12 protein-coding genes are annotated in these 14,897 nt (G+C 44.6%); 8 read left to right on the top strand and 4 right to left on the bottom strand.

Annotation, left to right across the window (positions count from 1 at the left end):
* The first annotated feature begins 88 nt into the window (after positions 1-88).
* Positions 89-739 (top strand): bifunctional tRNA pseudouridine(32) synthase/23S rRNA pseudouridine(746) synthase RluA, encoded by a 651-nt coding sequence (rluA, locus tag EAE90_RS13325; RefSeq protein WP_214053895.1) that lies wholly within the window; start codon positions 89-91, stop codon positions 737-739.
* A gap of 235 nt (positions 740-974) precedes the next feature.
* On the opposite strand, the gene djlA is transcribed toward rluA, so the two are convergent.
* Positions 975-1,796, bottom strand: a complete 822-nt coding sequence (gene djlA, locus EAE90_RS13320; RefSeq protein WP_214053894.1) for a co-chaperone DjlA — start codon at positions 1,794-1,796, stop codon at positions 975-977.
* 184 nt (positions 1,797-1,980) lie between these two features.
* Between djlA and lptD the strand changes: the two genes are divergently transcribed.
* Genes lptD through apaH form a run of 6 tightly spaced genes read left to right on the top strand, consistent with a single transcriptional unit; the run spans position 1,981 to position 8,679 of the window.
* Entirely contained in the window at positions 1,981-4,305 is a 2,325-nt protein-coding gene (gene lptD, locus EAE90_RS13315; RefSeq protein WP_214053893.1) for an LPS assembly protein LptD, read from the top strand.
* Between the two features lie 52 nt (positions 4,306-4,357).
* On the top strand, positions 4,358-5,659 hold the full coding sequence (surA, locus tag EAE90_RS13310) for a peptidylprolyl isomerase SurA (protein WP_214053892.1): 1,302 nt from the start codon (positions 4,358-4,360) through the stop codon (positions 5,657-5,659).
* Positions 5,637-6,656: a 4-hydroxythreonine-4-phosphate dehydrogenase PdxA gene (pdxA, locus tag EAE90_RS13305; RefSeq protein ID WP_214053891.1), complete on the top strand. Its 1,020-nt coding sequence runs from the start codon at positions 5,637-5,639 to the stop codon at positions 6,654-6,656. Before surA ends, pdxA begins: the two co-directional genes overlap by 23 nt.
* Complete coding sequence (rsmA, locus tag EAE90_RS13300) at positions 6,649-7,467, top strand: 16S rRNA (adenine(1518)-N(6)/adenine(1519)-N(6))-dimethyltransferase RsmA (RefSeq protein WP_214053890.1); 819 nt, start codon at positions 6,649-6,651, stop codon at positions 7,465-7,467. Before pdxA ends, rsmA begins: the two co-directional genes overlap by 8 nt.
* Positions 7,468-7,479: 12 nt before the next feature.
* Complete coding sequence (gene apaG, locus EAE90_RS13295; RefSeq protein WP_214053889.1) at positions 7,480-7,857, top strand: Co2+/Mg2+ efflux protein ApaG; 378 nt, start codon at positions 7,480-7,482, stop codon at positions 7,855-7,857.
* A 6-nt stretch (positions 7,858-7,863) separates the two neighbouring features.
* Positions 7,864-8,679, top strand: coding sequence for a bis(5'-nucleosyl)-tetraphosphatase (symmetrical) ApaH (gene apaH, locus EAE90_RS13290; protein ID WP_214053888.1), 816 nt, complete (start codon positions 7,864-7,866; stop codon positions 8,677-8,679).
* 55 nt (positions 8,680-8,734) lie between these two features.
* Here the strand turns inward: apaH and folA are convergent, their stop codons facing one another.
* Positions 8,735-9,220 (bottom strand): type 3 dihydrofolate reductase, encoded by a 486-nt coding sequence (gene folA / locus EAE90_RS13285; RefSeq protein WP_214053887.1) that lies wholly within the window; start codon positions 9,218-9,220, stop codon positions 8,735-8,737.
* Positions 9,221-9,399: 179 nt separating this feature from the next.
* Here folA and EAE90_RS13280 point away from each other — a divergent pair, with 179 nt between their 5' ends.
* Positions 9,400-10,014, top strand: coding sequence for a LysE family transporter (locus EAE90_RS13280; protein ID WP_214053886.1), 615 nt, complete (start codon positions 9,400-9,402; stop codon positions 10,012-10,014).
* A 96-nt stretch (positions 10,015-10,110) separates the two neighbouring features.
* Here the strand turns inward: EAE90_RS13280 and carB are convergent, their stop codons facing one another.
* A complete protein-coding gene (gene carB, locus EAE90_RS13275) occupies positions 10,111-13,335 on the bottom strand; it encodes a carbamoyl-phosphate synthase large subunit (RefSeq protein ID WP_214053885.1) in 3,225 nt (1,074 codons plus the stop codon).
* 15 nt (positions 13,336-13,350) lie between these two features.
* A complete protein-coding gene (carA, locus tag EAE90_RS13270) occupies positions 13,351-14,514 on the bottom strand; it encodes a glutamine-hydrolyzing carbamoyl-phosphate synthase small subunit (RefSeq protein WP_214053884.1) in 1,164 nt (387 codons plus the stop codon).
* Positions 14,515-14,897 lie beyond the last annotated feature (383 nt).

Genomic DNA, 14,897 nt, shown 5'->3' with positions numbered 1-14,897 from the left:
CAATACCCGGAGGCTGAACCGGAATGGGGTAAACTTTACTAAGCGCCCTATTCCTAGCCTCCCCTAATATTCAGCTACCGGAGCCTCAATGGAAGCTTATAACCCTCCTACCGATCCCTGGTTACATGTGCTCTATCAGGATCAACATATCATCGTAGTCAATAAACCCAGTGGGCTGCTTTCTGTTCCCGGTCGGGCAGAAGAACATAAAGACAGTATTATGACGCGGATACAACAACAGTTTCCGGCAGCAGAATCTGTTCACCGGCTAGATATGGCAACCAGCGGCGTCATGGTAGTTGCATTGACCAAAGACGCAGAGCGTGAATTGAAACGCCAGTTCCGTGAACGAGAACCGGAAAAAACCTATATTGCACGGGTTTGGGGACGTCTGGAACCAAAAACGGGTCTTGTCGATTTACCGCTGATTTGCGATTGGCCGAATCGGCCAAAGCAGAAAGTGTGTTTTGAAACCGGGAAATCAGCTCAGACTGAATACGAAGTACTCGCTTACGAAGATGAGGCAACCAGAGTAAAACTCTCACCGATAACCGGCCGTTCACATCAGCTCAGAGTACATATGCTAGCACTTGAGCACCCGATTTTGGGAGATCAGTTTTACGCTCATCAGCAGGCAAGAGCAATGGCAACTCGCCTGCAATTACATGCACAAGAGTTATATATCACACATCCAGTCTATGGAACACCAATGCATTTTCAGTGTAAAGCCGATTTTTGATTAATAGACAAATACAGTAACCGAATCCAATGAAGCCAATATCAGACACAAGGCCAAGCCACAACAAGCCAAAAGAACACGGATATTTGCCATTTTTTGCATTCCTCCTAAATTAAAACAAAATAAAACATAAAATATTCTAATATTTTAGAGAAATAAAAAATAAACTCAACAGCCGTAGGGGATATTATTCCCCTATACATTTAGTGCCATGTTTTTAAAAATAAAAAATAGGCTATTTAAAACCCTTCTCTTTTTTAATGAGATCATAAGCAGCCTGAATTGACTGGGCCTTTTGTTTAGCAATCTCCATCATTTCCGGTGGTAAACCTTTTGCTACCAGCTTATCCGGGTGGTGTTCACTCATCAATCTACGATAGGCGCGTTTAATTGTCGTCGCGTCATCCTTTTCACGCACACCTAACACCTTGCAAGCGTCCGCGAGTGTTGGCCCCTGTGCAGCCCTCTGATAACCACCATACTGCCGTTGCTGCCATTCCCCTCCATCACCGAAATTGCGGCCACCTTCCATCATGGCAAGGAATTGTTCAAACTGGTTACGAGAGATCCCAAGTTCATCAGCAATAATAAACAGCACTTTCCTTTCATTCGGATGCAATTGACCATCAGAAAATGCTGCCTGTAATTGGATTTCCAAAAACATGCGAATTAGGTCAGAGCGGCCAAAACAGGCACGACGCAATTGTCTTAGTGTCTCACGCAAAGGAAAATTGGGCTCTTTACCTTCACGAAAAGCTTGCTGTGCTGCTATCCTGGCTTGTCCGTGAAGTTGCATTCGCTCCATTAACTGGCTCGCAAGCCGGATATCTGTTTCAGTCACCCGCCCTTTTGATTTAGTAATATGCCCCATCACCTGAAAAGTACTACTGAAAAATAGCAGTTGGCGAGACTGATTATTTGCAAAAAAACCTTGGTTTCTCCGCGCACTAGCCCTATCAAGCATATGACCAATAAACAGACCAATGACAATCCCCCAAAAGCCTGCTCCAGACACAACACCAAAAATCAGCCCAAGCAATTTTCCCCAATAATGCATATACTCCTCAATTCACCAATGCTCTGAGTGTCGTTTTGCATTATCATACTATTCATTCAGCTCCGTGCCTAACGGCAAGATAAGTAAAGGTATGACTTTACACTGGCGCATATTCATCGAGTGCGCTAGTCTCTTGAGGTTTGCCCGGCATAATGCCACTGATGACGGAACCGCATAAATATCTATGAAGAAATGTTATCCAACTTTGCTGGCCACAACGGTATGGGCCGCACTTTATGGTCAGCATGCACATGCTGATCTCGCAGCACAGTGTATGCTGGGTATACCTGTTTACGATCAGCCAATAATTAATGGCGATCTCAATCAACTTCCTATCAATATTCTGGCAGATGATTCACAAGCAGATTATCCACGTTCTGCTAAATTTATCGGTAATGTTAATATTAAACAGGGTAATAAGACCCTAACCGCAGATAAAGTACAACTTGATCAAACAGAAGATGAAGTTCCGTTAAGAACCGTGACCGCAACGGGTAATGTTCATTATGATGATCCGCAGATTATTCTAAAAGGCCCGCGCGCCTGGTCTAATTTAAATAATAAAGATACCGACATGTATCAGGGTGATTATCAGATGGTCGGGCGTCAAGGGCGCGGCACCGCAGACAAAATGAAACTGCGTGGTGAAAACCGTTATGCCATTCTAGATAATGGTACTTTTACCTCCTGCCTGCCGGGTAATGATAGCTGGAGCGTTGTCGGTTCCGAAGTCATTCTCGATCGCGAAGAAGAAGTGGCCGAAATATGGAATGCCCGTTTCAGATTGGCTAATATTCCCGTATTTTATAGTCCGTATCTTCAATTACCTATCGGTAATAAACGCCGTTCAGGGTTTCTTATTCCTAACGCCAGCTATTCCAAAAAAGACGGCTTTGAATTTCAGCTACCTTATTACTGGAACATTGCACCGAATTATGATGCGACGATTACACCGCACTATCTCAGTAAACGTGGTTTAAAACTGGATAATGAATTCCGCTACTTAACCGAAGCAGGTATAGGTACCCTTGCTCTCGACTGGCTGAATAACGATGAGCAATATGTCAAAGACAAAAAGACAAACACACGTACCGCCAGAGAAAGTGATAATCGCTGGTTATTTTATTGGAGACACAGTGGTGTGATGGATAGGGTATGGCGTTTTAATATCGACTATACCAAAGTCAGTGATCCCGAATATTTTTCTGATTTCAGCTCTCAATATGGTTCCACCACCGATGGCTATGCCACACAAAAATTCAGTCTGGGCTATGCTCAACAGAACTGGAATGCCACTCTATCAACTAAACAGTTCCAGATTTTCTCTAAAGATACCAGTAGAAAAGCCTACAGAGCTGAACCACAGTTAGATCTAAACTATTACAAAAACGATCTGGGGCCATTTGACCTTAAAGTCTATGGTCAGGCGGCAAAATTCACCAGCGTTGGTAAAAACAACCCGGAAGCAACCCGCTGGCATCTGGAACCCTCCATTAATCTGCCACTCTCCAATGGCTGGGCCAGTATGAATAATGAAGTTAAGCTGATGGCGACTCACTATCAGCAAGATATTCCTAAATCTCTTGAGAATACTGAATATAAAGAATCTGTTAACCGGGTTCTGCCACAGTTCAAAAGCGAAGCCAAAATGGTGTTTGAACGTTCAACATACCTGAACAGCAATTACACCCAAACGCTAGAACCGCAAGTTCAGTATCTGTATGTGCCATACAAAGACCAAGATAATATTAATAACTTCGACTCATCTTTATTACAAACTGACTATACCGGCTTGTTCCGTGACCGCTTTTATGGTGGACTGGACCGTATTTCATCTGCCAATCAAGTGACTACCGGTCTTACTACCCGCCTTTATGATGAAGGTTTAGTTGAACGTTTTAACCTGTCATTAGGTCAAATCTATTACTTTGAACGTCCACGCACCGGTAAAGAAACCATCATCAACAGTAAAGATAGTACAGGTATGATGACCTGGGCAGGTGACACTTACTGGAAAATTAATGATTCCTGGGGCTTGAAAGGGGGTATGCAATACGATACTCGCCTGAGCAGCGTAACGATGGGAAATGCAGTACTAGAATATCGCCGTGATGAAGACCGACTTGTACAGTTGAATTATCGTTTTGTTGACAGAGATTATATCCAAGCTACCGCTAAAAGTGCTCCGGCTTTCCAGCAAGGGATTTCTCAAGTTGGTCTGGTTGCAAGTTGGCCGTTAAGTGATCGCTGGGGTTTCGTAGGCGCCTACTATTACGATACCAAAGAACAACAACCGGCAAGTCAGTTAGTGGGTTTACAATACAACACTTGTTGCTGGGCAGTTAACGTTGGCTATGAGCGCAAAATCGTTGGCTGGAAAGACAACGATAGCGAATATGACAACAAATGGTCATTTAACTTTGAACTTCGTGGCTTAAGTAACAATCATAGTCTGGGTAGCCAGAAAATGTTGCAGTCTGGCATCATGCCATACCAACGTGCATTTTGATATTAAACATGATAAATCCGCTATTGCGGAACCTACATATGATGGGAAAAGTATGAAGAACTGGAGAACTCTCATTTTCGGATTGATGTTTTCAGTGACTACTGCCTTCGCTGCGCCTCAGCAAATGGATAAAATTGCTGCGGTCGTTAATAACGGGGTGGTACTGGAAAGCGACATCAACAGCCTTTTACAGACTGTTAAACTGGATGCGCAACATGCCGGCCAGCAAATACCGGACGAACAAATACTTCGTCATCAGATCCTTGAGCGTCTGATTATGGATAATATCCTGCTGCAAATGGCAAAACAGATGGGGATCACCATTCCCGATCAAGCGCTAGATTCTACCATTGCCAATATCGCAGCCCAGAATCACATCACCGTGGATCAAATGAAACATCGTATCGCTGCCGATGGTATGAGTTTCGATACTTACCGTAATCGAATTCGTAAAGAGATGCAGATAGCAGAAGTACGTAACAATGAAGTTCGCCGTCGTGTCACCATTCTGCCTCAAGAAATTGACGCCTTAGCCAAACAAATTAGCAGCCAGAATACCAACGATACTGAATTGAACATCAGCCATATTCTGATCCCATTGCCAGAAAACCCTGATCAGGCACAAATGGAAAAAGCCATGACAATAGTACAGAAAATTATGTCTGAACTTAAACATGGCGTTGATTTCGGTAAATTGGCTATCGCCTACTCTGCTGATCCACAAGCGCTGAAAGGCGGCAACATGGGTTGGAGTCGGCTTGAGGAATTACCAACCCTGTTTGCTGAACAACTACAATCCGCTCCAAAAGGAGCCATCGTTGGCCCAATCCGTTCCGGTGTTGGTTTCCATATTCTCAAAGTCAATGATATCCGTGGCGGTACCCCAACTATCGCCGTCACTGAAGTTCACGCCCGCCATATTCTATTAAGAACTTCTCCTGTCATGACCGATGATCAAGCGCGCACCAAGTTGCAGCAAATCGCCAGTGATATTCGCAGCGGAAAAACTGATTTTGCCGATGCCGCAAAAGAGTTTTCAGACGACCCTGGCTCAGCCCTACGTGGTGGCGATCTCGGCTGGACGACCCCCGATATCTACGATCCTGCTTTCCGTGACGCGTTAATGCGCTTGAATAAAGGTGAAATCAGCCAACCTGTTCACTCATCTTTTGGCTGGCATCTGATCCAACTACTGGATACGCGCAAAGTTGATAAAACAGACGCCGCTCAGAAAGATCGCGCTTACCGTATGTTGTTCAACCGTAAATTCACCGAAGAAGCACAAAGCTGGATGCAGGAACAACGCGCCTCGGCTTATGTGAAAATTTTAGATGGCAGCAATGCACAACAATAAACCGATTATTATCAATAAACCAATTGTTATTACCCCCGGCGAGCCTGCCGGGGTTGGGCCCGATTTAACGGTTGCTCTTGCTCAACAAAGTTGGCCAATGCAATTGGTCGCTTGCGCAGACCCCAACCTGCTTCTCGACAGAGCCAGACAACTTAATTTACCTTTGCAATTACAAGAATACTCTGCTGACAAAATCCCCGAGCCACAGGCTGCCGGGACGTTGACAATATTGCCAGTTCCTCTTCATGCTCCCGCAATCGCCGGTGAATTGAATCAAGAAAACGGCAGATATGTCACCGAAACACTGGCGCGAGCCTGTGACGGCTGTTTAAACGGAGAATTCTCAGCATTAGTCACAGGACCGGTTCATAAAGGGAATATCAATGATGCCGGCGTGCCTTTTATCGGCCATACCGAATTCTTTGCCGATCGCAGTGGATGCCAGCGAGTCGTCATGATGCTTGCAACAGAAGAACTTCGGGTTGCCCTGGCTACGACTCATCTGCCGATTGTTGATGTACCAAAGTCCATCACTTTCGATAGTCTGCGGGAAGTGATTACTATTCTTAACCATGATTTGAAAACAAAGTTCGGCCTGGCAAAACCCTGTATTTATGTCTGTGGTCTGAATCCCCATGCGGGAGAAGGCGGCCATATGGGACGGGAAGAGATTGATGTTATTATTCCTGCGTTAGCCAGCCTGAGAGCAGAAGGCATCGTGCTGGAAGGCCCTTTACCGGCAGATACCCTGTTTCAACCTAAATATCTTCAACATGCAGACGCCGTACTCTCGATGTATCACGACCAGGGATTACCCGTGTTAAAATACCAAGGTTTTGGCAGAGCAGTGAATATTACATTAGGTCTGCCATTTATCCGTACTTCGGTCGATCATGGCACAGCACTGGAACTGGCTGGAACAGGCCAAGCTGATGTGGGAAGTTTCATCACCGCATTGAATTTAGCAATTAAAATGATACAAAACAGCAATGAATAACAGAGTCCACCAAGGGCACTTTGCCCGTAAACGTTTCGGGCAGAACTTCTTAACCGATCAATTTGTCATTGATAGTATTGTTGCCGCTATCAATCCACAACCCGGCCAGGCAGTATTGGAAATTGGCCCCGGTCTTGGAGCATTGACAGAACCGGTCGGCGAGCGCATGGATAAAATGACCGTAGTTGAACTTGACCGCGATTTAGCCGCTCGTCTACAAATTCATCCAAAATTGAAAGATAAACTTACCATTATCCAGCAAGATGCCATGACGGTTAATTTTGGCGAATTATCTCAGCAAAGAGGGGAGCCGCTGCGCGTCTTTGGTAATTTACCTTATAATATTTCCACGCCGTTAATGTTCCACCTTTTCAGCTATACTGATGCTATTGCTGATATGCATTTTATGTTACAAAAAGAGGTGGTGAACCGTCTGGTTGCCGGCCCCGGAAGTAAAGCTTTCGGGCGTTTGAGTGTCATGGCTCAATATTATTGTCAGGTTATCCCTGTGTTAGAAGTACCGCCAACCGCGTTTACTCCCGCACCTAAAGTCGATTCAGCCGTTGTACGTCTGATACCGCATAAAAGCATACCTCACCCCGTCAAAAATATTCGTATGCTGAGCCGGATCACAACTCAAGCTTTCAACCAACGGCGTAAAACCATCCGTAACAGCCTCGGTGATCTTTTTACTGTAGAACAGCTAACGGAACTTGGTATCGATCCAAGTACCCGTGCAGAAAATATTTCTGTTGAACAGTACTGTAAAATGGCAAACTGGCTATCAGAGCAACCTGAAATGCAGTCATAACAGGAGTCAATTATGATTAATACGCCCAGGGTTTCTATTCAGGTACAAAGTGTTTATGTAGAAAGTCAATCGTGTCCCGATCAACGGCGTTTCGTTTTTGCCTATACAATCACTATCCGAAATCTTGGGCGCGAACGGGTTCAGTTAATTAATCGCTACTGGCTAATTACTAACAGTGATGGTCATCAAACGGAAGTTCAGGGGGAAGGTGTTGTTGGTGAACAACCTATAATCCAGCCAGGGACCGAATACCGTTACACCAGCGGCGCAATATTGGAAACGCCCTTGGGTACTATGGAAGGCCATTATGAAATGGTTGACCACAATGGTGAACCATTCCGTGTTGCCATTCCAGTTTTCCGTCTGGCTATCCCAACGCTGATTAATTGATTGATTATGTCTACATATCTCATTGGTGATATTCACGGCTGTTATCGTGAATTACGAGCTTTATTAACTAAAGCCGATTTTGATCCTAAAAAGGACACGTTGTGGTTAACAGGGGATTTAGTTGCCCGCGGCCCGGACTCTCTTAATGTTCTCCGGTATGTTAAACAGCTAGGCTCAGCCGCAAAAGTGGTATTAGGCAATCACGATCTCCATTTATTGGGAGTTTATGCCGGGATCAGCCGTAATAAACCTAAAGATAAAATTGATACGTTACTGTCGGCGCCAGATGCTGATGAATTAATTAATTGGCTACGCAAACAACCGTTACTACAGTGCGATGATGATCTAAAACTACTCATGACACATGCTGGCATCACGCCTCAATGGGATTTGGAAACAGCCAAAATGTGCGCCAGCGAAGTTGAAACCATGCTCAACAGTAGCAGCTACCCTCTGTTTCTCAACTCCATGTATGGAGATATGCCAAACAACTGGTCGCCAGAACTTTCCGGGCTGGCGCGTTTGCGTTTCAGTACCAATACATTGACACGTATGCGTTACTGTTTCCCAAACGGTCAGTTAGATATGTTGTGCAAAGATAAGCCCGAAAATGCACCTGCGCCGCTAAAACCTTGGTTTGCACTGCCACGCCAGATCCCATCAGAGTACGCCATCGTTTTCGGTCACTGGGCATCATTAGAAGGCCAGGGAACACCCGACGGATTTTATGCATTGGATACAGGTTGTTGTTGGGGAGGACAACTGACGATGCTACGTTGGGAAGATAAACAATATTTCACACAATCATCGTTACCGCAGTAAAACAGCATTAAAGCCAGACACGCCGTGAAAAAAGCTCATCGGCGTGTTCTATCAATTAGAGGCGACGTTGTAAAATCTCAAAACAGTAGCTGTGAGAATTTAATTCATCGGCATCATGGTATTCAGTAAATTCAGAATCCCATTCATCCGGTTCATAGTCAGGAAAATGCGTATCACCTATCACTTCTGCATCAATGTGCGTCAGGTACATACGATTCGCTCGTGAAATAAATTGGTCATAAACTTTACCACCACCCATGACCATAACTTCTTCCGCATCACCCGCCACCGCCAGTGCTTCATCAACTGAGCTGACCCAGGTTACACGTTCATCATTACCCGGCTGATTACTCAATACAATATTGAGTCTTCCCGGTAACGGGCGACCTATAGATTCATAAGTGACTCGCCCCATAATAACGGGTTTATTCAATGTATTACGTTTAAACCAGGCTAAATCCCCCGGCAGATTCCACGGCATTTTACTCTCCATGCCGATAACCCGATCCATAGCTAAAGCAGCGATCAAGCTGATATTCATTAAGCCACCTTAATAGGCAAATAGTATAAAAATTGATGACACTATACGGAAAGGGATGTACCCCGTCGATAGGCTCAACACCTTCTTAAGTACAAAAAATTAATTTATACTCGGTTTATTACTTAAGGCATTTATTGATCAAAATAATAACAAAACTAATATTAACTATAGGGTACATTATGCTGGAAACATCACTAGTCGTCATCACTATCTCAACGTTGGGTATGCTCTCTCCCGGTCCTGATTTCTTTTTGGTAGTCAAAAATGCCATACGTTACCAACGTTCTGCCGCCATGATGACAGTTGTAGGCTTAATCGCCGCTATCGCTTGCCATATGGCTTACTGTGTCGCCGGGTTGGCCATTGTTATCACCACAACGCCGTGGCTGTTTAATCTGATGAAATATGCCGGAGCGGCTTATCTTATTTGGATTGGCATCAATGGCCTGCTTTCTCGCGGTAGCAACAGCATCTCCCTAGACAATCAGCCACGACAGATTGTTACTTTTAAGAAAGCATTTATGCAGGGGTTTTTATGTAATTTGCTCAATCCCAAAGCAACGCTGTTCTTCCTGGCAATATTTACTCAGTTGCTAAATGTCAATTCTGGTGTTGGTGAGAAATTGTGGTATGCCTCTATTATCTGGGGATTGGCAGTCATCTATTGGCCTCTGTTAGTCATATTGATCCAAAGTGCCCCGGTACGCCGTGGGTTAGCTAAGACTCAGAAGATTATCGATAAACTACTAGGCATTGTTTTGATTGGCTTAGGTGTCAAAGTGGCGCTGGGATAACAGACAGTGATTTTTTCTCTTTAACTTTTCAATAAACATAAAAAGTGCGCCTAACAAAGCGCACTTTTTTATTACTTCAATTAATCAAAATACAGACTAACTTTTAATTGCCGCATGCATTTCCTGTACAGAAATCACCTGCTCAGTAGGATCTGCACTCAGTGCCATTGTTGTCGCAAACCCACCATTCAATGTGGTGTCATAATGCACTTTATATTGCAGTGCACTACGGCGAATAAGTTTGGAATCCTCAATTGCCTGACGACCCGCAGTTGTGTTTACAATATAGCTATATTCACCATTTTTGATTCTATCCTGAATATGCGGACGCCCTTCGTGAACTTTATTCACCAGACGAGGGTTAATCCCCGCCTCACCGAGCACAACCGCTGTACCATGAGTCGCATCCAGTTCAAAACCCTGTTTCAGCAGTTTAGCGGCCAAATCCACAACCCGGCTTTTATCACCTTCACGCACTGACAGAAGTGCTCTACCACTTTGTGGCATTTTAGCGCTACACCCCAATAGTGCTTTTGAGAAAGCTTCGGCAAATGTACGGCCAACTCCCATCACTTCTCCAGTTGACCGCATTTCAGGCCCAAGAATCGGATCTACACCTGGGAATTTGTTGAAAGGCAATACAACCTCTTTCACCGAATAGTATGGAGGGATGATCTCCTGAGTTGCACCCTGCTCAGCCAGAGATTGGCCAACCATCACCCGAGCCGCAACTTTCGCCAGAGGTAAACCAGTCGCTTTAGAAACAAATGGCACAGTACGAGCTGCACGCGGATTAACTTCAATCAGATAAACTTCGTTATTCTTGACGGCAAACTGGACATTCATCAAACCACGTACACCTAATTCAAATGCCAGTTTTTCTACCTGCTGACGCATAACATCTTGAATTTCCTGACTTAGGGTGTAAGCAGGCAGTGAACAAGCTGAGTCGCCGGAATGCACGCCTGCCTGCTCAATATGTTCCATAATGCCGCCGATCAATACACGCTCACCGTCACAGATAGCATCAACGTCCACTTCCACGGCATCATCAAGGAAACAATCAAGCAATACTGGAGCATCATTAGAGACACTAACCGCAGTCTGGAAGTAACGGCGTAAGTCAGCTTCGTCATATACGATTTCCATTGCACGGCCACCCAAAACATAAGATGGACGAACCACCAGCGGATAACCAAGAATATTTGCCTTCTCAACTGCGCGTTCTATCGTGGTTACTGTGGCATTTTCAGGTTGTTTCAAGCCAAGGCGATTTACTGCCTGTTTGAAACGTTCACGATCTTCCGCACGATCAATCGCATCCGGGCTGGTACCAATAATAGGAACACCGGCGATTTCCAGTTCACGCGCCAATTTCAGCGGAGTCTGACCGCCATACTGAACAATCACCCCTTTTGGCTGCTCAACACGTACAATCTCAAGAACATCTTCCAAAGTCACCGGTTCGAAATAGAGACGGTCCGAAGTATCGTAATCCGTTGAAACAGTCTCTGGGTTACAGTTCACCATGATGGTTTCATACCCATCTTCACGCAGTGCCAGAGCTGCATGAACACAACAATAGTCGAATTCAATCCCTTGCCCAATACGATTAGGGCCACCACCCAATACCATGATTTTTGGCTTATCACTATTCGGATTAGCCTCACACTCATCTTCATAAGTGGAATACATGTATGCAGTATCAGTCGCAAATTCTGCCGCACAGGTATCAACGCGCTTATAAACCGGATACAGATTATATTTGTGGCGCAGCTTACGGATCTCTTTTTCGGCCACTCCAACCAGTTTTGCCAGACGTGCATCAGCAAAACCTTTGCGTTTCAGATGACGCAGGAAATCGGCCGTCAAGCTGTTAATGCCTTGCTCTGCCACCTGCTCTTCCAATCGCACCAGTTCTTCAATTTGCACTAAGAACCAGCGATCAATATCAGTCAGGTTAAACACCCCATCAACCGACATACCCGCACGGAAAGCATCGGCGATATACCAGATACGCTCAGCACCCGCATCTTTCAATTCGCGACGAATTTTAGTCAGTGCTTCTGGATCATCTAAATTGACTTTCGGATCAAAACCGGTTGCCCCGATTTCCAAACCACGCAATGCTTTTTGCAAAGATTCTTGCTGAGTACGGCCAATCGCCATCACCTCACCAACAGATTTCATCTGGGTTGTCAGACGATCATTGGCGCCAGCAAATTTCTCGAAATTAAAACGAGGAACCTTAGTAACTACGTAGTCAATGGAAGGTTCAAAGGAAGCTGGCGTGCGGCCGCCAGTGATATCATTCATCAATTCGTCAAGGGTATAACCCACCGCCAATTTAGCGGCAATTTTAGCGATCGGGAAACCTGTCGCTTTCGAAGCCAACGCAGAAGAGCGGGAAACGCGTGGATTCATTTCGATGATAACTAAACGGCCATTTTTGGGGTTCACCGCAAACTGTACGTTAGATCCCCCAGTTTCTACACCGATTTCACGCAATACCGCCATCGAAGCGTTACGCATGATTTGATACTCTTTATCCGTCAGCGTTTGCGCCGGAGCAACCGTGATGGAATCACCGGTGTGAATCCCCATCGCATCAAAGTTTTCAATCGAGCAGACGATAATGCAGTTATCATTTTTATCCCGCACAACCTCCATTTCATACTCTTTCCAACCAATCAGAGATTCATCAATCAAAAGTTCGTTGGTTGGTGAAAGATCCAGGCCACGCTCACAAATTTCCTCGAATTCTTCACGGTTATAAGCAATACCACCACCGCTTCCTCCCATAGTAAAGGAAGGGCGGATAATACAAGGAAAACCGACTTTATCAGCAACTGCCAACGCTTCTTCCATTGAATGGGCGATACCAGAACGCGGAGTTTCCAAGCCGATCTTTTTCATTGCTATATCGAAACGGCGACGATCTTCCGCTTTATCAATCGCATCGGCGGTAGCACCAATCATGGTAACGCCAAACTCTTCCAGTACTCCCTGACGCTCCAGTTCTAGCGCACAGTTGAGTGCAGTTTGTCCGCCCATTGTTGGCAGAATCGCATCAGGACGCTCTTTTTCAATGATTTTACGCACCACTTCCCAGTGGATCGGCTCAATATAAGTGGCATCGGCCATTTCTGGATCAGTCATAATGGTTGCAGGGTTCGAGTTCACCAGAACGACACGATAACCTTCTTCCCGTAACGCTTTACAAGCTTGTGCTCCTGAGTAGTCGAACTCACAAGCCTGACCAATAACAATTGGACCAGCTCCCAAGATCAGGATACTTTTAATATCAGTACGTTTTGCCATTTTATTTTCTCCTGATTACTTGGTGTTATGACGATTATTTTTCTGACAATACTGCTCAATTAGGTCAATAAAGTGATCAAATAACGATGCTGTTTCATGTGGACCAGGGCTGGCTTCTGGATGCCCCTGGAAACTGAATGCAGGTTTATCCGTGCGATGAATCCCTTGCAACGTGCCGTCAAACAGAGATTTATGAGTAACGTTCAGATTTGACGGCAGTGATTCTTCATCTACAGCAAAACCGTGGTTTTGGGCAGTAATCATGACAACATTACATTCAAGATCTCTTACCGGATGGTTAGCACCATGATGGCCGAATTTCATTTTCATGGTTTCCGCGCCACTCGCTAATGCCAGCAATTGGTGTCCAAGACAGATACCAAAGATTGGAATCTCTGTCTCAAGTAGGGTTTTAATTGCTTCGATTGCATAGTCACAAGGTGCTGGATCCCCCGGTCCATTAGATAAGAAAATACCATCTGGATTCAGTTTCAGTACATCTTCAGCCGGTGTCTGGGCGGGAACAACTGTCAGGCGGCAACCACGATCCACCAACATTCGCAAAATATTACGTTTTGCACCAAAGTCATAAGCAACAACATGATAAGGCAGATCCTGCTCTTGCTTATCTTCCGGTAATCCCCCCGCCAGTGTCCAGCTCCCCTGTAACCACGGATAAATCTGTTTAGTTGTCACCTCTTTTGCTAAATCCATCCCCTCCAGTCCCGGAAACGCTTGCGCTTTTTCCAGTGCCACCTGAGCGTCAATCTGTTTACCTGCTATAATACAACCATTCTGTGAACCCTTTTCTCTTAACAAACGCGTAAGTTTACGGGTATCGATATCTGCTATCGCAACAATATTATGGCGTTTAAGGTAATCGGAAAGCGTTTCTTCGCAGCGGAAGTTACTGGTCAACAGTGGCAGATCACGAATCACCAGCCCTTGAGCCTGTACTTTTAGTGATTCTTTATCGACTGAGTTAACACCGACATTACCAATATGGGGATAAGTAAGAGTGACAATTTGGCGGGAATAGGAAGGGTCTGTGAGAATTTCTTGATATCCGGTCATCGAGGTATTGAAAACCACTTCCCCAACTGCCGCCCCTTCCGCACCGATGGCACGACCGTGGAATTGGGTTCCGTCTTCCAGAACCAATATAGCTGACTTAATCAAAACACCCTCCAAAGAATAATTACTCGCAATTAGTGCATATTAATTCAGATCTGTTCCTCAAAATCAATGCCAAAGCTGCTTTTTAGGCAAAATTTTGGCAAATTGCGCGCATTCTAATGATGAGATGGAGAGTTGTCTACAAAAAATGTTACTTTTCTTATTTTTTTACACATTTCACTGAGTGAATTAATAAAATAAGACTAAAAACAGCAACAAAACTAATTTAGAAAACGGTAATCAGCATAGAAAACTTGATTCTCAGATGAAAAGTTAAAAATAATCATAAAAAGGAGAAAAAAACAAAAAATCAAGGTTGGAAATAAGATAAAAATAGAAAAAACAAACCAAAAAATAATAAAATCAAACAAAGAAATTAAAAATCG

Origin of the sequence: Photorhabdus caribbeanensis, from assembly GCF_018448885.1 — a bacterium.
Classification (GTDB): Bacteria; Pseudomonadota; Gammaproteobacteria; order Enterobacterales; family Enterobacteriaceae; genus Photorhabdus; species Photorhabdus caribbeanensis.
The sequence above is the reverse complement of the archived record's forward strand: the minus strand, read 5'-3'. Positions and strand labels throughout refer to the sequence as shown.

What these genes read in the sequence shown, in the direction of transcription:
- rluA (WP_214053895.1), top strand. Translation starts at nt 89, where the DNA reads ATGGAAGCTTATAACCCTCCTACCGATCCCTGGTTACATGTGCTCTAT.
- djlA (WP_214053894.1), bottom strand. Translation starts at nt 1,796, where the DNA reads ATGCATTATTGGGGAAAATTGCTTGGGCTGATTTTTGGTGTTGTGTCT.
- lptD (WP_214053893.1), top strand. Translation starts at nt 1,981, where the DNA reads ATGAAGAAATGTTATCCAACTTTGCTGGCCACAACGGTATGGGCCGCA.
- surA (WP_214053892.1), top strand. Translation starts at nt 4,358, where the DNA reads ATGAAGAACTGGAGAACTCTCATTTTCGGATTGATGTTTTCAGTGACT.
- pdxA (WP_214053891.1), top strand. Translation starts at nt 5,637, where the DNA reads ATGGCAGCAATGCACAACAATAAACCGATTATTATCAATAAACCAATT.
- rsmA (WP_214053890.1), top strand. Translation starts at nt 6,649, where the DNA reads ATGAATAACAGAGTCCACCAAGGGCACTTTGCCCGTAAACGTTTCGGG.
- apaG (WP_214053889.1), top strand. Translation starts at nt 7,480, where the DNA reads ATGATTAATACGCCCAGGGTTTCTATTCAGGTACAAAGTGTTTATGTA.
- apaH (WP_214053888.1), top strand. Translation starts at nt 7,864, where the DNA reads ATGTCTACATATCTCATTGGTGATATTCACGGCTGTTATCGTGAATTA.
- folA (WP_214053887.1), bottom strand. Translation starts at nt 9,220, where the DNA reads ATGAATATCAGCTTGATCGCTGCTTTAGCTATGGATCGGGTTATCGGC.
- EAE90_RS13280 (WP_214053886.1), top strand. Translation starts at nt 9,400, where the DNA reads ATGCTGGAAACATCACTAGTCGTCATCACTATCTCAACGTTGGGTATG.
- carB (WP_214053885.1), bottom strand. Translation starts at nt 13,335, where the DNA reads ATGGCAAAACGTACTGATATTAAAAGTATCCTGATCTTGGGAGCTGGT.